The sequence below is a fragment of the Thalassobacterium sedimentorum genome (genome assembly GCF_031127905.1).
GTDB classification, from domain to species: domain Bacteria; phylum Verrucomicrobiota; class Verrucomicrobiia; order Opitutales; family Coraliomargaritaceae; genus Thalassobacterium; species Thalassobacterium sedimentorum.
Map to the genome: position 1 here is coordinate 14,270 of NZ_JARXIC010000015.1, position 19,262 is coordinate 33,531.

The 19,262-nt window shown below is 50.8% G+C and carries 15 protein-coding genes; 10 read left to right on the forward strand and 5 right to left on the reverse strand.

Annotated features, from left to right (window positions below):
* Positions 1-24 precede the first annotated feature (24 nt).
* The 9 genes from secD (at position 25) to lnt (ending at position 13,104) form a co-directional block, all read left to right on the forward strand.
* A complete protein-coding gene (gene secD / locus QEH59_RS10350; RefSeq protein ID WP_308985298.1) occupies positions 25-2,571 on the forward strand; it encodes a protein translocase subunit SecD in 2,547 nt (848 codons plus the stop codon).
* Between the two features lie 125 nt (positions 2,572-2,696).
* On the forward strand, positions 2,697-4,415 hold the full coding sequence (gene recJ, locus QEH59_RS10355; protein WP_308985299.1) for a single-stranded-DNA-specific exonuclease RecJ: 1,719 nt from the start codon (positions 2,697-2,699) through the stop codon (positions 4,413-4,415).
* Positions 4,412-5,497, forward strand: coding sequence for an adenylyltransferase/cytidyltransferase family protein (locus tag QEH59_RS10360; RefSeq protein WP_308985300.1), 1,086 nt, complete (start codon positions 4,412-4,414; stop codon positions 5,495-5,497). The genes recJ and QEH59_RS10360 overlap by 4 nt, the downstream gene beginning before the upstream one ends.
* A gap of 68 nt (positions 5,498-5,565) precedes the next feature.
* Positions 5,566-6,747: a tyrosine--tRNA ligase gene (gene tyrS, locus QEH59_RS10365; protein WP_308985301.1), complete on the forward strand. Its 1,182-nt coding sequence runs from the start codon at positions 5,566-5,568 to the stop codon at positions 6,745-6,747.
* Between the two features lie 198 nt (positions 6,748-6,945).
* Positions 6,946-7,968, forward strand: coding sequence for a rod shape-determining protein (locus QEH59_RS10370; RefSeq protein ID WP_308985302.1), 1,023 nt, complete (start codon positions 6,946-6,948; stop codon positions 7,966-7,968).
* A 9-nt stretch (positions 7,969-7,977) separates the two neighbouring features.
* Positions 7,978-8,829 (forward strand): rod shape-determining protein MreC, encoded by an 852-nt coding sequence (mreC, locus tag QEH59_RS10375; protein ID WP_308985303.1) that lies wholly within the window; start codon positions 7,978-7,980, stop codon positions 8,827-8,829.
* A complete protein-coding gene (locus tag QEH59_RS10380) occupies positions 8,819-9,349 on the forward strand; it encodes a hypothetical protein (protein ID WP_308985304.1) in 531 nt (176 codons plus the stop codon). Before mreC ends, QEH59_RS10380 begins: the two co-directional genes overlap by 11 nt.
* Complete coding sequence (gene mrdA / locus QEH59_RS10385; RefSeq protein ID WP_308985305.1) at positions 9,346-11,298, forward strand: penicillin-binding protein 2; 1,953 nt, start codon at positions 9,346-9,348, stop codon at positions 11,296-11,298. Before QEH59_RS10380 ends, mrdA begins: the two co-directional genes overlap by 4 nt.
* A gap of 201 nt (positions 11,299-11,499) precedes the next feature.
* Entirely contained in the window at positions 11,500-13,104 is a 1,605-nt protein-coding gene (gene lnt / locus QEH59_RS10390; RefSeq protein WP_308985306.1) for an apolipoprotein N-acyltransferase, read from the forward strand.
* Positions 13,105-13,171: 67 nt separating this feature from the next.
* Here the strand turns inward: lnt and QEH59_RS10395 are convergent, their stop codons facing one another.
* Genes QEH59_RS10395 through QEH59_RS10405 form a run of 3 tightly spaced genes read right to left on the reverse strand, consistent with a single transcriptional unit; the run spans position 13,172 to position 15,954 of the window.
* Complete coding sequence (locus tag QEH59_RS10395) at positions 13,172-13,651, reverse strand: hypothetical protein (RefSeq protein WP_308985307.1); 480 nt, start codon at positions 13,649-13,651, stop codon at positions 13,172-13,174.
* 44 nt (positions 13,652-13,695) lie between these two features.
* Positions 13,696-15,117, reverse strand: coding sequence for a pyruvate kinase (gene pyk, locus QEH59_RS10400; protein ID WP_308985308.1), 1,422 nt, complete (start codon positions 15,115-15,117; stop codon positions 13,696-13,698).
* A gap of 30 nt (positions 15,118-15,147) precedes the next feature.
* Positions 15,148-15,954, reverse strand: coding sequence for an MBL fold metallo-hydrolase (locus tag QEH59_RS10405; protein WP_308985309.1), 807 nt, complete (start codon positions 15,952-15,954; stop codon positions 15,148-15,150).
* 178 nt (positions 15,955-16,132) lie between these two features.
* Here QEH59_RS10405 and folE2 point away from each other — a divergent pair, with 178 nt between their 5' ends.
* Positions 16,133-17,113, forward strand: coding sequence for a GTP cyclohydrolase FolE2 (gene folE2, locus QEH59_RS10410; protein WP_308985310.1), 981 nt, complete (start codon positions 16,133-16,135; stop codon positions 17,111-17,113).
* Positions 17,114-17,296: 183 nt separating this feature from the next.
* Here folE2 and QEH59_RS10415 read toward each other — a convergent pair whose 3' ends face one another.
* Positions 17,297-18,163, reverse strand: a complete 867-nt coding sequence (locus QEH59_RS10415; RefSeq protein WP_308985311.1) for a helix-turn-helix domain-containing protein — start codon at positions 18,161-18,163, stop codon at positions 17,297-17,299.
* A 162-nt stretch (positions 18,164-18,325) separates the two neighbouring features.
* Entirely contained in the window at positions 18,326-19,225 is a 900-nt protein-coding gene (locus QEH59_RS10420) for a 50S ribosomal protein L11 methyltransferase (RefSeq protein ID WP_308985312.1), read from the reverse strand.
* Positions 19,226-19,262: the final 37 nt, after the last annotated feature.

Below are 19,262 nucleotides of genomic sequence, written 5' to 3' on the forward strand. Positions count from 1 at the left end.
CTCCACGCGTTAAGCGTTCTACCCATGTCCGGAAACATTCTTTGGAAATTTCTCCTCACCGCCGCCATTATTTTCTGGTGTGTGATGAGCATCACCCCTTTGCAGGATCGTCCTTTTGAGGATTATATTGTGGCGCAAGTCACTGCTGATCAGGCTGACTTTAATGATGTGCTGCAGCGTGCGCAAGCAAGAGTCGATGCCGGGGAGTCTCCCACGCTCTTCATTGCCTTGCGCGACCTGGGAGTTGAGGAGGCGATCGACTTTGCTAAGTTTTTTCCGCAGATCAATGTCGCTGATATCGCAAATCAAGCGAAGCGTAACGATATTTTGCTCAAACACATCTTGAAGAAGGCGCAGAGCCAACTTCGCTTGGGCTTAGACCTAAAGGGTGGGGTTGGTGTAACTTTGAAGATCGACGAGTCGGCGATGTCAGAGCTCAGCCAGTTTGAGCAAGCGGAGCAGTTAAAGGATGCGATCAGCATTATGGCTGAGCGTCTGGATGGTATGGGAGTGGCAGAACCTGTCATTCGTGCACGTGGTGACAATGCCATCGAAATTCAGCTGGCGGGTCTGTCCACTAAGGATAATCCAGAGGTGATTGATTCGGTTAAGAAGCCAGCGCGCTTGGAGTTCCGCTCTGTGCACCCTGAACTCACGCCAGACACTACTCCAGCGAATCGTTATCCAGTCGGTTACGAGGTGCTTGCTGAAGAGATTGAAGATTTTCGCACTGGAGAGACCTATGAGCGTCGTCAATTTGTGAAGTTAATTCCAGAAGCGACTGGTGAGATTGTGGACGATGCCTTTGCTTCGCAGACACAGGCTGGTGGTTTTCAAATCAATCTAGTTATGACCAGCGAGGGCGCGGATGTTTTTCGCTCAGTGACTGAGCGTATGGTCGGTCAACCATTAGCGATTGTGCTTGATGGTAAGCTGTATTCCGCTCCGACGATTCAGGGCGTGCTGTCAAAAAATGCCCAGATTACCGGTAACTTCTCGCAGCGTGAAGCCATTGAGCTAGCTAATGTCTTGAACAATCCGCTCGCAGTCGAGCTGCGGGTCGACGAAATGTATGAGGTGGGACCAACTATGGCGGCCGGAGCGCGCGATAGTTCTATCAGTGCCGCCAAATGGGGGGCGATTGCTGTAATCGGTTTTATGATCGTTTACTACTTCCTGGGGGGGCTCGTGGCAGTTGTTTCCGCGCTGATTAATGTAGTGATTGTTTTGGGAGTGCTTGCCAGCTTGGGCGCGACCTTAACCTTGCCTGGTGTGGCAGCGCTGGTGCTGACGCTCGGAATGGGGGTCGATGCCAATATTTTGATCTTTGAGCGATTGCGCGAAGAGCTTCGTGCGGGGAAGAGCATTAAGAATGCGACCGCAGGTGCCTTTGAGAAGGTGACTTCGACGATCGTGGATGCCAATGTCACCACCTTGATTACGGCGTCGATTCTTATTTGGCTGGGTACTGGCCCGGTCAAGGGCTTTGGTGTAACGCTTGCGATCGGTATTTGCGCCTCGATTTTCTGCGCTTTGATTGTGACTCGCTTTATGGTCGATTTCCTTGTGCATCGAATGGGCGTGTCCAGCATTTTGGGCCTCGAAATGTTCGGAGAGAAACAGTTCGATTTCTTTAAATTCCGTAAGCCAGCCTTTGTGGCTTCATGGTTGTTGGTGCTCGCGGGAGTGATTAGTGTGGTCATTCACCATGACAATATTCTGGGCAAGGATTTCACTGGTGGCGATGAAATGACTGTGAACTACGCGCAACAAGTCGAGATTGGCGATATTATGCAAGTCGTCGAGGAACGCGAATTGGGAGATGTGACGGCTCATTATCAGAGCTTGATTGGTGAAGACCGTGAAGTGCTCAAGATACAAACACCCTTTGATCAGGCGCGTCCAACATTAGCGACCCTACAGAGTGCATTTCCGGATGCGGCATTTGAAGAAGCGGGTATCAATCAGATTGGCGCTTCAGTCTCTAAGAATATTCAATGGAATGCGCTCATCTCCGTATTGGCAGCATTGATTGGTATTTTACTTTACGTGGCCCTGCGCTTCGAGGTCGGTTATGGTATCGGTGCAGTTGTGGCGACGATTCATGACGTGCTTATGACAATTGGTATTTTCGTCATCTGCGGCGAATTGGGCATCTTTGTGAGTGGTCAATTTACTGCCCCCATGCTGGCGGCGATTCTGATGATCGTGGGTTACTCGATCAACGATACCATTGTGGCCTTTGACCGTATTCGTGAGGAGTTGGAGCTGAATCCTGGCATGGATTTGCGCAATCTCATCAACCTCTCGATTAGCCGTGTTTTCTCCCGCACCTTGTTGACCAGTATTACAACCTTGCTCGCTGCTCTATCGCTCTACGTCTTTGGTGCTGGTGTGATTAACGACCTATCGTTTGTCTTTATTGTCGGCATTCTTACTGGAACTTTTTCTTCGATCTTTATCGCCAGCCCAGTGTTTTACTGGTGGCATAAGGGGGATCGCCGCCACGTAGAGGAGCGCCAGTTGACTCCGAAGCGCTACGAGTGGGAGAGTCAAAAGGAAGAAGCGTAGTATTTTTTAACATTGTCCTTTTTTTCGTAGGAGAGGCTTTATGCTTCGATCCTTTGCCATCTGGCTCAGGGGCGAAGGATGAATCCTCTCCTACTTGTTTAGTCTAATCCCTATTTTATAAACCCATGCTCTGGAGATCCATCGACATTGACGAAAAAGCAGCGTCCGCTCTGGTCGAGCGTCTGGGGGTGTCGAAGGTGAGTGCAGAGCTGTTGGTGCAGCGAGGGATTACCAGTTGCGAGCGCGCGGAGCAGTTCATGCGTCCTCGCTTGGCACAGCTGGATAATCCTTTTGAGATGGTGAATTTAGAGGCGGCTGTCGAACGTATCGAGCGGGCGATCGAAGGGCAGGAGTCAGTTGTTGTGTTCGGCGATTATGATGTCGATGGTGTGACTAGCACGGTGCAACTCGTGAGTATGCTGCGCACACTGGATTTACAGCCCCGTTATTCGGTGCCGCGGCGTTTGGATGAAGGCTACGGCTTGAGCCGGGATGCGATTGACCGAGTATTTGATGGCGATATCCCGCAGTTATTTATTGCTTTGGATTGCGGTACCAATGCGCATGAGCCGATTGCTTATTTGCGTAGTTTGGGCGTAGATGTGATCGTCGTCGATCATCATCAGACTAAAACACAAGCACCCGAGGGCTGTATTTTTGTGAATCCGCATGTGAATGATTCGGAGCATGCGCCTTGGCGTGATCTGTGTACTGCAGGACTGGTCTTTAAGTTATTGCACGGTTTGTTGAAGCATCGTCGTGAAGCAGAGGACCCACGTGTTGCAGGGATTCAGTTAAAAGATTATTTAGATTTAGTGGCGATGGGTACCGTGGCGGACTTGGTGCCATTGCATGGCGAAAACCGTATTTTATCCTGGTTTGGACTTCGTCATTTACGGGCAAATGGACGCGTTGGTGTGCGGGCACTGGCCGAGGTGGCCGGTATTGATAGTGGTCAGGAAATGGCTAGTTCGGATATTTCTTTTAAAATCGCGCCGCGGATTAATGCGAGTGGCCGATTGGCAGATGCTTCACTGCCGATTGAATTGCTATTGCAGGATGATTTTTCGGCCTGTCTAAAAATTGCTCAGGAATTGGATGGTATTAATAAGGAGCGCCAATCCATAGAGCGCGGAATCGCGAAAACAGCTGAGGAGCGTGCGGCTGTTGAATTTGCGGATGAACCTGGCATAGTGCTCTTTGGTGAGGATTGGCACCCTGGTGTGGTTGGCATTGTGGCCAGCCGTGTGAGTCGTCGCTTTCACAAGCCTTGTGTGATACTCGGTTCTGAGGGGGCCGACGCGAAGGGCTCGGGGCGCTCTGTGGCATCTGTTAATTTAGTGGAAGTTTTTCAGCGCTGTGCGCATTTGCTCGATCATTGGGGCGGCCACCCGATGGCAGCTGGAGTGTCGCTTAAAGCGAGTGATGTGCCTGCCTTTAAGCACTGCTATTTAGAAAGTTTGAAGTGCATGTATCCGGATGGGCTACCAGAGCCTTCCTTGGCGATTTCAGCCTGGCTCGAGCCTTCGGATCTCAGTGAGTCGCTCTTGGATGAGTTGGATCGCTTGCACCCTTTCGGGCAAGGTAACCCAGAGCCGGTTTTCGGCTTACGAAAAGTGAGTCTGGATGAGGCTCCGCAGGCCTTTGGCGAAGGAAATTTTCGTTTTCGTATGCCCTTATGTGCAGGGGCTCGGCGAGGTGTGGCAGGAATCGCCTGGCGTTTAGGCGAGCCACCGCTGCTTGGACAATCAATAGATTTGGCAGTACGTTTTTCGTGGAACTATTGGCGTGATAATCGCTACCCACAGGTCACTTTAGTCGATTGGAAACCATCACATTCATGAAAAAAATATTTATATCAGGTTGTTACGACATTCTTCACGGAGGACATATTCAGTTTTTTAAGGAAGCTCGTGCGCTGGGGGATCACTTGACGGTATGCTTTGCTTCGGACCAGGTGCTCTGGGAGCACAAAAAAAGGCGCACTTCGATCCCGCAGGATCATAAGCTTGCACTCATGAGTGCACTTGATATTGTGGATCAGGTCGTGATTGGTGATTGCGGCGAACTTGGTCTGGATTTTAAGGATCACTTTCTCAGGATTAAGCCTGCTGTGTTGGCGGTGACCGAGGATGATCAGTATGCAGATGCGAAGCGTGCGCTGTGTGCTGAGGTTGGGGCCGAGTATGTGGTGTTGCCTAAAACACCGCCTCAGTTTACTCCCGTATCGACGACTTCGATCGTACGCAATATTCGCACGCCAGCTTATGCCCCTCTACGGGTGGACTTTGCTGGTGGCTGGTTGGACGTGCCGCGGCACGCACGCAAAGGTGGTTTCATTGTGAATTGTGCGATTTCACCTATGGTGTCTTTGACGAATTGGGGCTACGAGCAAAAGTCTGGCCTCGGGGGTAGTGGTGCTTGGGCTCTGCTGAATGGTAATGATGGGGTGGAGAGTGAACTAAATCTGGGGGTGGGCTGGCAGGACCCGGCGATCATTCGTGAGACTGGGCTATGTGTGTGGCGCAGTGGCGAAAAACCAGTGCTGGATTTTAAACGTAACGGAGACTTCTTGCACGGGCATATGGCCTTGCACTACACGGATATTCCGCACGATACCCCTGCCAATGCGGACAATGATCGGGACTATGACCTGATCGAAGCTGCTGGGCGAGTTGCGCAAACTGCGGTGATGGAGGCAAGTATCTCAAAGTTGGGCGAAGCAATTTCACTCAGTTATGAGATGCAGTTGAAGGAGGGCATGCGGCCTTTGCCGGAGGCTGAAGGCTGTGTGGGCCGTAAATACTCGGGCGGTGGCTGGGGGGGCTATGCACTTTATCTCTTTCACAGTTCTGAGTATCGCGATGCCTTTGTGGCTTCAGCAAACTGTAATCGTCCGATCGAGCCCTACATTACGATTCGCTGAACGATTCTGCTTTTATCCTTTACGGCTAGTGGTATGCGCTCAGTTTAGGTTCTCATTTTACATTTCTCATGAGCTTAATTGACACCATCCGTACAAACACCGACACCATGATCGGTGAGACTGAACTCGAAGATCGCCTGCACGGCAGTAAGCCTTTACGCGTGAAGTTGGGCGTTGATCCGACGCGTCCCGATCTGACCTTCGGTCACTTGGTGGTCTTTAACAAGCTGCGCCAGTTCCAGGATTTAGGACATGAGGCGATACTCATTATTGGTGATTTTACCACCTTGATTGGCGATCCCTCCGGTCGTTCGAGCGCACGCCCTGTGCTCACAAAGGACGAAATTGTCGAGAATGCGCAGACCTATTTGGATCAGGCCTTCAAGATTCTGGATCAGGAGAAAACCACGGTTTTTTACAATAGTGAGTGGTTTGATAAAATGGGCTTTGAAGATTGCCTAAAGTTGTCGCGTAAGATGACGGTGGCTCGCATGTTGGAGCGGGATGATTTTGCGAAACGTTATGCCAAGCAGGCTCCGATTTCTATCATTGAGTTTCTATATCCACTCATTCAGGGCTATGATTCACTGGTTTTGAACGCTGACGTAGAAATCGGCGGGACCGATCAATTATTTAATATGTTGGTTGGACGCGCCTTACAAAAAGACGCCGGCAAACAGGAGCAGGCAGTGATCACGATGCCGCTGCTGGTGGGGCTTGATGGCAGCAAGAAAATGTCGAAGAGTGCCGATAATTACATCGCGTTCACTGACAGTCCCAAGGAGATGTTTGGTAAGATTATGTCGGTGCCGGACGACACGATGTGGGACTATTACCGCTTGTTGCTGGAGCTACCAGCCGATAAGATTGAGAAACTCAAGGCGGGGCATCCGATGCAGGCCAAGAAGAATCTCGCTTCTTCATTAGTGGGGCAATTTCACTCGATGCGGGAAGCCAAGCATGAGCTCGAGCAATTTGAACAGGTTTTTTCTAAAAATAAGTTGCCTGATGACATGCCGATATTCACATGGAATGATTTACTGGGAGATGCGCCCAGTGCACCGCTCTTTGAGGTGATGGCGCAATCGGAACTCTTTGAGAGCAAGGGGGCGATCCGACGCTTGGTTCAGCAAGGCGCTGTGAAGATTGATGGTGAAAAACAAAATGATCCGAATCGTCAGTTCACTCCTCCAAATGGAGAGTTGATTTTTCAGGCCGGTAAACGGGTGTTTTTCAAGTTAGTCGGTTAGGTGGTCAAGCATGTGGGGCGCTTCCTCCTTGGAGTGACTCCCTTGGGGTAAATTATGCGTCTTGCGCAGCTTAGTGCCTTTTTTCTTGGCAAACATTGCGTCTGTTCGCGGTAATCGTTTGACTTTCAAATGCTTTCATAGAAAAAGGCTCTATTCTCTGATCAGTCAGCGCAGCGCTAATTAACAATTCATCTTATTGTGTTCGGACTTCTCTCCAACGACATCGGCATCGACCTTGGCACCGCCAATACCCTAGTTTTCGCTAAAGAAAAAGGCATCGTCCTGCGCGAACCCAGTGTGGTCGCTATCTACTCGTCGACTAAGAAGGTGTGTGCTGTCGGCGTTGAAGCTAAGAAAATGCTTGGGCGCACTCCGGGGAATATTACTGCTATCCGTCCAATGAAGGACGGGGTGATTGCCGATTTTGAAATTACCGAAGCGATGCTGCGGTATTTTATTAATAAGGTAAATCGTAAGAAAACTTTCGTGGCACCACGCATTATTGTAGCTGTTCCTTCTGGTATTACTGAGGTGGAGCGTCGCGCGGTTAAAGATTCTGCCATTCGTGCGGGCGCGCGTGATGTGGTATTATTGGAAGAGCCAATGGCTGCTGCGATTGGTGTGGGTTTGCCGATTGATGAGCCGGCTGCAAACATGATTGTTGATATCGGTGGCGGTACTACCGAGGTGGCAATTATTTCGCTCGCGGGTGTCGTTTATACCAAGAGTATTCGCGTCGGCGGGGACGAGATCGACAGTGCGATTGTCAATTATATGAAGCGTGCTTACAATCTTATGATCGGTGAGCGCACTGCAGAGGAGATTAAAATCAAAGTGGGCTCTGCCTTTCCTTTGGAAGAAGAAATATCGATGGAGGTCCGTGGGCGTGATTCCGTTGCCGGTCTGCCCAAAACGATCACCATTACTTCTCAAGAGATACGGGATGCCTTGTCGGATACCATTGCGTCTATTGTAGATTTAGTGCGTAATGCCTTGGAGCGTTGTCCTCCTGAGCTTTCGGCTGATCTAGTGGATCGTGGTTTTTTCCTCGCTGGTGGCGGGGCCATGATAAAGGGATTGGATCAGCAACTAAGCGATGCGACCGGCCTGCCCGTAGTCATTGCCGATGATCCGCTCAGTGCTGTGGCAAATGGCACCGGAATGGTGTTGCATGAGTTGGCCTTTCTGCTGAAAGACCTGACCGGAAACCCTAAAAGCTAGCGCAGTATTGTGGCGAACATCCGCCTCGAGAAAATTAAGCCGTTGGTCGCCTTAGGCGTCTTTCTTGTCGCATGGTGGGTTGTGCCGACCACGGTGAAATCCTTTCTGCGGGTTAATTTCTCCGAATTTCAAGCACCAGCCTGGGTGGCGACGTCCTATTTAGACGATCTTGAAGGCTTTTGGGCGCGGCGCAGTCATTCAAAAGTTGAGTTGATTGAAGCGGGCCGGGAGGTGGCGCGGGCCAAATCTCTGTATCAGTTCAATGCTCAACGTAAGGAGACATTGGAGAATGAGATTCAGCGTCTTGAAGCGATTCTTAATTTGCCTAGTCGGCGTGAATTTCGTTATGAGGTGGCACGTGTTGTGCGGCGCGATTTGAACGCGTGGTGGCAGCAAATTATAATTCGCAAGGGCAAGGACTATGATATCCCGGAGGGCGCAGCCGTGGTATTCTCAGGAGGGGTGGTCGGCCGAGTCGTGGAGGTCAATGCCTTTACCAGTCGCGTGGAACTGGTCACCAGTCCTAATTTTCGTATGGCAGCTAACTTTGAAGGGGACGAGCGTCCTGTTGTGTATCAAGGAGTGGTGCAGGGCGGCTTAGGAGCTCCGATTGGGTCTGTGCGAGATGCGCCGCAAGATGTAGTCGCAAGTACGCAGTTTCCTCTTAAATTGGTGTCGACTCGGCTGGGAGGCACCTTTCCGCCTGGCCTCATGATTGGGCGTGTCAGTTGGCTCGAACCAGGTAGCACTGGGATTTTTCAAGCGGGTCAAGTTGAACTCGATACCAGCTTACTTGGTCTGCGTGAAGTCGCAGTGTTGATACCGCTTTATCCCATCGATTTCGATAGTCATGCTCCTTGATCCACGTGCTATTTTGATGTTTGGAGCGAATGTGCTGCTGCTGTATCTAACGCTGTTAGTGAACTCTGCGCTGACTAATTGGTCAATCTATCTGCTGCTGATGGGGCCGATGTTGGTTTTTCCTGCGCTGTATTTACGTCATCAGTCTTATTTTATTTGTACCTTATTGACTGGGCTGTGGGTGGATGCCGCCTTTCCCGTGCCTTATGGTTTATTTACCATCGGTTTCCTGTTTGCCGGGGCTTTTGTGTTTCAAATGCGTATCCGGTTTCGTGCTGAACATAATTATCATCCCATTATGTTGGCTCATGGATTGAACTTTTTTTGCGTCGTGTTGCTCACACTGACTATGGGATTTTCATATATATCGAGTCCAGGTTTTTGGGTGCAAGTATTTGTGACTAGTTTGGCATCACATCTGGCGCTGGTGCTTGTGGCCCCGTGGTTTTTTAATTTTGAACGTATGCTCTTTGAGCTCTGCCGTCTCGACACTGAGCCGGAGGACTTTCCAATGCTATGAGTGGCTATGATGTTCATCGGGGGGAGAACCCGCGCATTCTTTTCTTCTTTTGGATTGTGATGGGGGCTAGTTTAACGCTTGTGCTGGGGCTGGGCTGGCGGCAATTGGTGGCTTATCAAAAGTATGAGGAAATTGAGAAGCGTCAAACAGAGCGACGAGTGCTGAAGCCCGGTCCGCGTGGAGATATATATGACCGTAAAGGTAATCTCCTAGTTGGTAATCGGCCGCATTATTCGGCGGTTGTTTACTTAGATGATCTGCGTCGAGAGTTTCGTACTGAGTATTCGCAGATTATTCGTGCTGAACGTGAGCGCTTAAATCAGATTTATGAACTCACTCCCGAGGACGAGCGTGAAGATTCTCAGCTGCGACCGAATTATAACGACCTGCAGTGGCGTGCCCGGCAAAATGTCATTCAGCGCTACGTCGATCAGATTAATTTAGTGACCGGGCGTGATGATACCTTGTCGACGCGAAAGATTATTCGTCATTTCAACGAGCAATTGCTACTGCCGTTGCCTTTGGTAGAAGATCTGAGTGCCGACGAATATGCACGATTGATTGAGCAAGTGCCGGTGCAATCACCGATTAAGGTCCATACCGATACGGCACGATATTATCCGTATGGAGTCGCCGCAGCACACACGCTAGGTTATGTGCAGAATGTTAATCCTGATCCTGATGAGATTCCCGACGATGGTATCAAAACCTTTACGTTTAAAACAAAACTAGGGAAGACCGGTCTCGAGCGCTCTTTTGATACGTTATTATCCGGGCAGACTGGCACGGAAATTTGGCGTGTGGATCCGCTTGGGTTTCAGGATACGCTGCTCGAAATTGAGACGCCAAAGCAGGGGGAAGATCTGATTGCCAGTATCGATATCGACCTGCAGTTGGCCGCGGAGACAGCTTTGGGAGATCGTACGGGAGCCGCCGTCGCACTGGACATTCATTCAGGTGAGGTACTGGCCATTGCCAGTCACCCGAGTTATGATCTGAACGACTTGAGCCCATTTATACCTCGGGCGACCTTTGACGAAATTAATGAGCGAGGTGCATGGCTGAATCGTACCTTGCAGTTGTCGTACCCGCCAGGGTCGACCTTCAAGTTATTGACTGCGATTGCAGGGATGCGCCATGGCACGATTACTCCGGAGCTTGAGCATGACTGCCAAGGCGTTTACCGCGTGGGTAATCGTATTTTTCGCTGTAATGCACGTTATGGGCATGGTGTTGTGAATGTTGCGGCCTCTATTGAGTCCAGCTGCAATGTTTATTTTTATGCGGAAGGCCTGCGAATGGGGATCGATGTGATTAGCGATGAGGCTAAGCGTTTTGGTTTGGATCAGAAAACTGGGATTGAGGTTCCTTTTGAAACCAGCCGACTGGTGGTGCCTAGTAAGGCCTGGAAGCGCGAGCAGATTGGTGCAGGATGGGTACCGGGAGACACCGCGAATACAGCGATTGGTCAAGGTTTTCTGCTAGTGACACCGCTGCAGATGGCGACAGTGATGGCTTCGATTGCCCGCGGCGAGACGCGCACACAACCAACCTTACGGGCATTGACCAATGAGGAGAGCAGTCGTATTGACCATGGTGGTGAGCCGATTGGTCTGACACCTCAGCAACACGCTGCCATGTGGGAGGGGATGGAGCGTGTCGTCGGGCAGGATGGTACCGGACGCTTAGTGCAGATTGATGGCTTACGGATTGGAGGTAAAACAGGCACTGCTGATTTCCGAGCCCACGGTAAGAATGTAAATCTTGCTTGGTTTGTTGGTTTCGCGCCGGTCGACAATCCGCAAATTGCGGTAGCTGTTATGGTTGAAGGAACCAGCGCTAGTGAGCGTTATCATGGTGGTTCCACCGCAGGACCTGTTGCGAAAGACATTTTTCTGGAATTCATTCAACAGTATCCGGAGCGTGCTGGATTTGCCGCAGCAGAGTGATGCCTTTTATAGGAAAGAGTGGATGCGGGTGCATGGTTGTTGGCTTGCTTGGCAATTGAATTTAGTGTTTTATACAGCGAGTGCCTCGCTTGAGGTGACGAGCGCTTTTAATCTTGGAGATACGTGAAGACCAATAGTACACAACCATCGGGATCGCAGGCACTTGGAAGGTCCTCGATTGTAACGTCAAAGCCAGAATCTGTGATTAGAAATCCAGATGGAGATGCTAAATTCTCCAGATACTGGGGGGCTCTCGCAGCGGTGATTTCCGTGCTGTGTTGGGTGCTCTCTATTCCACCTTTTGAATTTGCAGAGGCCGCCTATATTGCATTTGTGCCACTCTTGCTCTGGTTATATACTCAGCCCGGGCGTCGCGTATTCCTCGTGGTGGCGCTTGTCACGGGCTGGGCCAGTTGGTTGGCGATTCTGATTTGGCTGCGGCATGTTACCTGGCTGGGGACGATTGCATTAAGTGGGGTGCTAGCAGTCATTTTTGTGGCTTGGCTATGGTCGGCGCGCGTTTTGCTGCCACGTTTAGTGCAACAGAATGTTGTGATTCGCCTGCTAGGGTTTGCGGGACTGGCCGGGGTCTGGGTGGTTCTGGAGTGGGCGCGCACCTGGTTGCTATGGGGGTTCCCGTGGGCACCACTGGCCTTGAGTCAGTGGGAGCGTCCGGTCATTTTGCAAATTGCTGCTTGGACAGGCGCTTACGGTGTTTCATTCTTATTGGTCTTTTTTAATCTCTGTGCGGCCCAAACCTTGCGCCATCGAATCATTCGAAAAGAACGTAAAATGTGGACGGGCTGGTTTAGTCCGGACCTGTATGTGGGGATGGCCGCTTTAGGGGTCTGTATTTATGTATTTTTTAGTGTGCTGCCACAGCCGGGCTCCAGTCAAGCCCTGTTCACCGCTGCGGTCGTGCAGCCGTATATTGCGCCCGAACTTAAGTGGGATACTGAGCGTGAAATCGAGAATCTCGAAATTTTGGAGCATCAGACTCGGTTTGTTGCTAGCTTAGAGAGTGATGTGGTGCTTTGGCCAGAGGCTGCAACGCCTTGGCCGGTCATGGGTGCACCTGAAATGCAGGCGCGGGTTGAGCGTTTGGCCAACGAGCTGAATAAACCGATACTCATGGGGAATTTAGCTGAGAATCGCGAGCTGGGAGAATGGCGTAATGGTGCCTTTTTGGTTGAGCCTGGGAGTGGGCTTTCGCAGCAATATTACACCAAGCGAGAATTGGTGCCTTTTGGTGAGTATGTGCCTTCTTACTTGAGTTTTATTGATAAAGTGGTGCCGATTGGCGGTAGCTTCATTCCGGGAGATTCGGTGGGTCTTATGGATCTTCGTCTAGCAGACTCGAGCTACCGAGTGGGCGCTTTGGTTTGTTACGAAGATGTCTTTCCACATCTTGCGCGCGCAAGTGCGCGCGCTGGTGCTGAGCTATTTTTTGTGGCGACAAATAACGCGTGGTATGGTGAAGAGGGGGGAGCAGAGCAACATGCTGCCCACTCTGTGCTGCGCGCAGTTGAAAATCGCCGACCTGTCATGCGTGTGGGCAATGGTGGCTGGAGCGGTTGGATTGATTGTTATGGCAGCGTGCGTGAGGTGTTGCTGGATGCCGAGGGCAGTATTTATTTTAGGGGAGGGGGCAGCTATACGGTCTCTCAGTTCTCGGAATGGACTCGGCAACAGAGTTATTACACCCGTCACGGAGATCGCTTTGTCGCGTTGTCTGCAGTATTGGCTCTATTGGCCTTTTGGTTGGCTCGCAGACCTATGGTGCGCCCTGCAGAGCGTACCAGCTAATCGAGAGCAACCAGAATTAAAGCTTTTAAAATCCTAATACCTGGTCGAAAGCAGCGTTTTGCAGTGTCTACTGGGCGTCGACTTCCGGAGTGAGGACTGTGTTCTCACTGCTGTTTGTGCTTGCCTGGATTAATTCACCTTGGGCGGCAATGACCGCTTCGCGAATAGTAGCCAGTGTTTCTTTATTCGCGATGCTTTCGTCGCTATCCAGACTGTTAAAGCGTGCGAGCGCTGCATCGCCACGCAGCGCTAGCGCGCGTGCGAGCACCTGGTCTAAGGTGGCTCGAGCATCCTTGTTGAGATACCAAATTTGGCGATGCATGCAACCCGCTGCAATCCCGTTATCAATGAGAGAGCCGAAGTTCTCTTTCGAGAGCGCGTTCATATTCGTTTCCGCTTGTTCGTAAATGCTTAGCGGAAATTGCAATTCACTTGCGATTGCATAGGCACGCATGTTCGTGGCACCATAGCGGGCTCCGAATTCGAAGACCGCTATGGCGGCAAAAACGAGTGCCAAAGGCAATAAGAGGGATTTTATTTTGTCCATAGGAGGCGATTGTTCTCTGAGAATAATAGACCTGTAGGAGGTAATTATTCAATTGCTCGTATTTGAGTGCTGTCGATCAGTTTTTCGCCAGCATACATCTTGGTAATGACGACAATAGGATCGCCTTCCTGACGCCACCCTTGTCGTTTTAGGCGGCCAAAAGCTCTTTGAATTGTCGTTTCATGATCGTGATCGAACTCCATAAAAAAGGGTTCAACACCTCGCATGATCAGCAACTGCTTAAACAGTACCGGGTTGTCGGTGAATGCGTAAATCGGCACATTGGGACGTAGTGACGAAAGTTTTTGAGCGAAAATACCGCGACGAGTGAATACGACCAAGGAGCCATCTAGATCGGATGCGAGATAGGCGGCTGAACGCATCATTTTTGAACGCGGTAGTCGTAGTTGCAGGTCTTTGCGTAAGACTTGTTTGTCTTCTTCTTCAATACGGGTGGCAATGCGTTGGATGGTTTCGACGCATTCTACGGGGTATTTACCCACAGTGGTTTCGCCAGAGAGCATAACGCAGTCGGCTTGTTCCCGGATGGCGTTGGCGATGTCAGTTACTTCTGCGCGGGTTGGAATTGGAGATTCAATCATCGATTCCAACATGTGAGTCGCTACAATCACTGGTTTGGTGCCTTGGATGCAGCTATTGATTGCCCGTGTTTGAATGATGGGTAGGTCTTCGAAGGGGCACTCGATGCCGAGGTCGCCACGAGCGACCATTAGTCCATCCGATGCTTTGATAATACCTTCCAGATTTGTGATCGCCTGCTGGTCTTCGATTTTGGCGATGATTTTGGCCTTGGAACCGTGATCTTCCAAGTAAGTGTGAAATTCCACCAGATCTTTGGGTTCACGCACAAAAGAGAGAGCGAAGAACTCGATTTCCTGTTCGATGCCGACATCGACATCGCCCTGATCTTTTTTAGTGAGTGCGGGTAAGTTTACGCGAACGCCTGGTAAATTGATGTGACGGCGATTGCCCATGGGGCCAGGGATTAACACCTGACAACGTACACGGGAGCCTTCGATGCGTAGCACACGTAGGCGGATCAAGCCACTGTCGACGAGAATCGTGTCGCCTTCGTTGATATCCTTGGAAAAGCCAGGATAATTGACATCGACACGACGCAGTCCTTCTTGAGTCAAGCCTCCGATACCTTCACCGTAGGTGAATTCGAAGATTTCATCTTGTTCCAGTTCGTAGGGTTCAGGTACATCACCTGTCCGGATTTCCGGGCCTTTGACGTCCATCATAATAGCGATGTGACGACCCACTTTGTTGCATACTTTACGCACACGTTGGATGATTTCGCGAGACCATGCGTGGTCGGCGTGAGCCATATTGATCCGGCAGATATCGACACCGGCCTTGATGAGCTTTTCAAGCGTCACCTCGTCTTGGGTGGCAGGGCCAACTGTGAAGATAATTTTGGTTTTATGTACGGTTTGTTTCATAGGAAAATTCGTGTGAGAACTTTTGAAAAATTAAATGCTGAGTGCTGTGTTAGCAGAAGTGATGCCGCTTTCCGGATCGACCACGTCTATGGATAGGTTCTTCTCTAGCGAGGCAAATTTTTCACGTACGAGTCGAACATTGTTACAATCCTTACTCAGGTGGGCCAAATAAACTTTTTCCAGAGTGCTTTGTCGGGAGAGCTCTTCGACCAGTTCGAAGCTGGCGTGGTTGGATAAGTGGCCGTGGCGTCCGCGAATACGTTGTTTTGTAGACCAGGGGCGTCGTTCGTCTTGTTCCAGCAGAGCTTCATCGTAGTTGGCTTCAATAACTAAAGTGTGCACATCTCGAATGTGCGCTTTGACGTGCTCGGGTACATAGCCGAGATCTGTCACCCAGGCCAGGCTGCGGGGAGGCGAGAATAAATCCCCTGCTTCGCCCCAGCGGAAGGTGAAGCCTACGGGGTCGTAGGCATCGTGCGGCAATGCAAATGAGCGCACTTTTAGGTCACGAAAGGTGAAGTCGGTGCCAGTTTGAAAGACTTGCCAATTTACGGGTTTACTTGCTTTGGCTTGGACTGCGTCGGCGGTATCCCGGTTGGCGAAGACCGGGAGTTGAGCGCGCCTGGCTAAGCCGCGGATGCCTTGTGCGTGGTCGCTGTGTTCGTGGGTAAGAAAGACCGCGTCGATGGCGTCCAGTGATTCGCCGATCGCCTCCAACATGCAGCCGATGCGTTTTGCTGAAAAGCCGACATCGACCAGTACTTTGCTGTGCCCCGTCTGTAGGAGTGCGCAGTTGCCGCCGCTACTGGAGCCTAATATTTGAAATTCGATGGACATTGCGGGCAAGTTGAGTGATGAGCGCGGCCTCCGCAAAGCCTTTTTACGAGCTTGCCTCTCTAGTGAATCACTCTTTAGCTCCCCGCTCGTTTGAACTGAGCCGTGGGCTTGCGCTTTAGCCGTTCTGCGATATTTTTGATACACAGTAAAGTTCACATCGTTCTTACGCATATAGCATATGAAATCCGACTCCAGTCCTACATCACCAAATCAATTGAAAGCATCTGCACCTAAATTGAGCAAGATCTACGACCGTGACTTCGTCTTAACGGATGAGTATCGCGCGGCTATGCCTGATATGCAGAATGCGGATGCGCAGCTTATTTTTGGTGCGAATGTGCCTATTCTGAAAGTGGGCATTTCTAATTTTCGCCTGCCGCTGCGTTATATTACCTCCAGCTCAGACACATTAACATTAGAGACTTCTGTTACTGGTACTGTTTCTCTGGAGGCGAATCAAAAGGGCATTAATATGTCGCGCATCATGCGTGTTTTTTACACCTTTCAGGATCGTATCTTTACTCCAGACTTACTGAATGAGATTCTACTGCAGTATAAGGAAGAGATCAACGCGCATCGTGCTCAGTTAAAGCTTTCGTTTGAATACCCTATGTTGAAGCCGAGTTTACGTAGTGGACTCGAGGGCTGGCAATATTACCGTGCGGCTTTCGAGGGACGTCTGGATGAGTTGAACCGCTTTCGTAAATACATACATTTCGACTTTATCTATTCCTCTGCTTGCCCTTGTTCCTCCGAGTTGTCGGAGCATGCGCGCGCTAGCCGTGATGTATATGGTATCCCGCATTCGCAGCGTAGTACGGCACGGGTGAGTGTGGAAGTGGCTGAAGGCGAACATCTTAATATTGAGCGTATTCAAGAGCTTTGCCTGGATGCCTTGCAGACGGAAACGCAGGTGATGGTGAAGCGTGAAGATGAGCAGGCTTTTGCTGAAATGAATGGTGCCTTTGCTAAATTTGTCGAAGATGCCGCTCGTTTACTCTATGAGCAACTGGATAGCGAGCCGAAGATTGCTGATTTTCAAGTGGCCTGTGCGCATTTGGAATCCTTGCATTCTCACGATGCCGTGGCGGTCATCAATAAGGGGGTGCCGGGTGGATTTACCGGGCAGTTCGATGATTTTAAGTCCTTGCTACGCTAAGCAACCTAAGCGACCTAAGCGGTTATAGCAGGCGCTGTTCTACTGTAGCAGGCGCTGTTCTGGCAGTTCTATATATACCGGCAGGGGAGTCAGTCCACCTTGTTGGGGAGTTGACTGAGCGAACTTGCCGACTGCGTGAAGTTGCGTGCGGTGTGGCTGGTCGTGAGGGTGTTGGCGCCACGCTTACTGAATCGTAATTTTGGCAGTGCCAGAAGAGCTGGGGCGTAGGCGTTCACCTCCGGCCTCAATTAGGATATTTTCACCCGCCGTGAAGAGGATGTCGACGGCGCCCTCTTTTTCCAAGCTTACTGATTCGCCTGCGCTCATGGTCTTGCGATACAGTTCTTTGTTGTCGGATTGTTGCTTGACCAGCACGTATACGTTACCGCTTGCGATGAGTGTGATACTGTTGGTATTTGCTGCAGGTTGAGCTGTGTCCGCCACTTGTGCGGCCTCTGCGGGCGTGCGTAAATCGGCATTGTTCGCCTCCTCGTCGGAGTCGCTGCTACCTAGGATTGCCCATATCAGACCAAATACGACAAAGACCAAGGCAAGTGTTCCAACGAAAATGAGACCGATTTTAATATAGAAAGTTTTGTCGGCTTCTTCGCCTTCTTCGTCGCTGATTTCCGTTTCGTCTTCCCGGGGTGGAGTGCTTTTAGGGGCGATGCGGCCGTAACGAGCTGGCTCTTTGTGGCCTTCCAGCTCGTCGCGTTCGTCGCGTTCGGCGTGTGCTTCGGTTGATTCGCTAGTTGCTTTTTTGGCTTCCAACTGGCCAAACCACTCGGCGCCTCCCTTTTTGGCTAAGCGACTATTGCTTGGTTGCTGAGCGCTGTAGTCGGCCATGATTTTATCCACGTCCAACTTTAAATAGCGGGCGTAGTTTTTGAGGAACCCACGCTTGTAGATTTCGGGCAGGTCGAAATCCATTTTGTTCGTTTCAATGTAGCCGAGGAAATCGCTACGGATTTTAGTCGCTTCCGCGGCTTCGCGCAGCGAGATGCCTTTGCGCTTACGTGCTTCTTCTAATCGTTCCCCAATACTTTGCATTGGAGCGCATTATGTGAGGGTCTTCTTTTATTCCGCAAGCATGGAATCACGCTGCGCGAGTATTCTATTTGACTGGTCGATTGTCTGAGCTGTCAGTCTTGTTGGACTCGGTCGCCCCTCCTTTGTTTTTTGCTGAGGAGGGGCTTGTTGGCTGTAGTGAGTTTACGCTAGGCGGAACAGCAAATCGCCCCACTCGCCGTCTTGGCGACTGTCGATCTCGATCGACGCCTCGGGGCGCTGAGCGGCGAACTCTGCCGCGAAATGTGTACGCACTTGTTCTAGTTCCTTAGTTAGAATGCCGCTAAGAGCGAGTGTGCCAGGGCATTTGACTCCGTGGATGAGAGGTTTGCTGTGGGGAATCAGGACATCCGTTTGAATGTTAGCCAGCACCAGGTCGCCCTGGCGTCCATTGGCGAAGCCTCTTTCAAGGTCAGCGACGGCAAATTCTGGCTTCGGTAGGTGTGTGTTTTCTGCGGAGTTACTGTGGCAGACTGTGATGGCTTCAGCATCAAAGTCGAATGCGTAGGTTTTTTTGAAACCGAGCGCTGAGGCCGAGAGTGCCAGTACGCCGGAGCCACAGCCTGCATCGATTACATCGTGGCTCGCGCGTGCTTCCGGTTGAGCTTCCAAGTAGTCGAGTAAGCGTCGAGCACAGAGGCGTGTTGTTTCGTGGGCGCCAGTGCCAAAGGCCATGCCTGCATCCAGGTAAACCACTGCGCTGCCTTCAGGGGGCGGGCTGTTGTCGCGTTCCCACAGTGGAATCCAGTGCAGTTGGCGGTCGTTCCAAGGCTTCACGAATTCTTTATAAGCATTTTGCCAGTCGGCATCGATGATTTCAGTCAACTCGAAGTCTTCGGGCAGGTTTTTAAAGTCTTGGCGTAGTTTTACGAGTTCGCTCTCTGCTGTGGCCGAATCGGGGAAGATGCCGAACAGTTCGTAGGGATCAGTGATCTCCTTTTGCATGATGCCCCAATAGGGCGATTCAGTTTCACAGAAATAGTCTTCGAGTATGTCGGCCATCTCGTCAGGGATGCCAGTGCGGAGTTCGACTTGGTTGCTCATGTTTGCGGTTTTTACTTCCTTTAAAGTGTAGTGCAAG

Coding starts and splice junctions, on each gene's coding strand:
- secD (WP_308985298.1), top strand. CDS start 25: ATGTCCGGAAACATTCTTTGGAAATTTCTCCTCACCGCCGCCATTATT.
- recJ (WP_308985299.1), top strand. CDS start 2,697: ATGCTCTGGAGATCCATCGACATTGACGAAAAAGCAGCGTCCGCTCTG.
- QEH59_RS10360 (WP_308985300.1), top strand. CDS start 4,412: ATGAAAAAAATATTTATATCAGGTTGTTACGACATTCTTCACGGAGGA.
- tyrS (WP_308985301.1), top strand. CDS start 5,566: ATGAGCTTAATTGACACCATCCGTACAAACACCGACACCATGATCGGT.
- QEH59_RS10380 (WP_308985304.1), top strand. CDS start 8,819: ATGCTCCTTGATCCACGTGCTATTTTGATGTTTGGAGCGAATGTGCTG.
- mrdA (WP_308985305.1), top strand. CDS start 9,346: ATGAGTGGCTATGATGTTCATCGGGGGGAGAACCCGCGCATTCTTTTC.
- QEH59_RS10395 (WP_308985307.1), bottom strand. CDS start 13,651: ATGGACAAAATAAAATCCCTCTTATTGCCTTTGGCACTCGTTTTTGCC.
- pyk (WP_308985308.1), bottom strand. CDS start 15,117: ATGAAACAAACCGTACATAAAACCAAAATTATCTTCACAGTTGGCCCT.
- QEH59_RS10405 (WP_308985309.1), bottom strand. CDS start 15,954: ATGTCCATCGAATTTCAAATATTAGGCTCCAGTAGCGGCGGCAACTGC.
- folE2 (WP_308985310.1), top strand. CDS start 16,133: ATGAAATCCGACTCCAGTCCTACATCACCAAATCAATTGAAAGCATCT.
- QEH59_RS10415 (WP_308985311.1), bottom strand. CDS start 18,163: ATGCAAAGTATTGGGGAACGATTAGAAGAAGCACGTAAGCGCAAAGGC.
- QEH59_RS10420 (WP_308985312.1), bottom strand. CDS start 19,225: ATGAGCAACCAAGTCGAACTCCGCACTGGCATCCCTGACGAGATGGCC.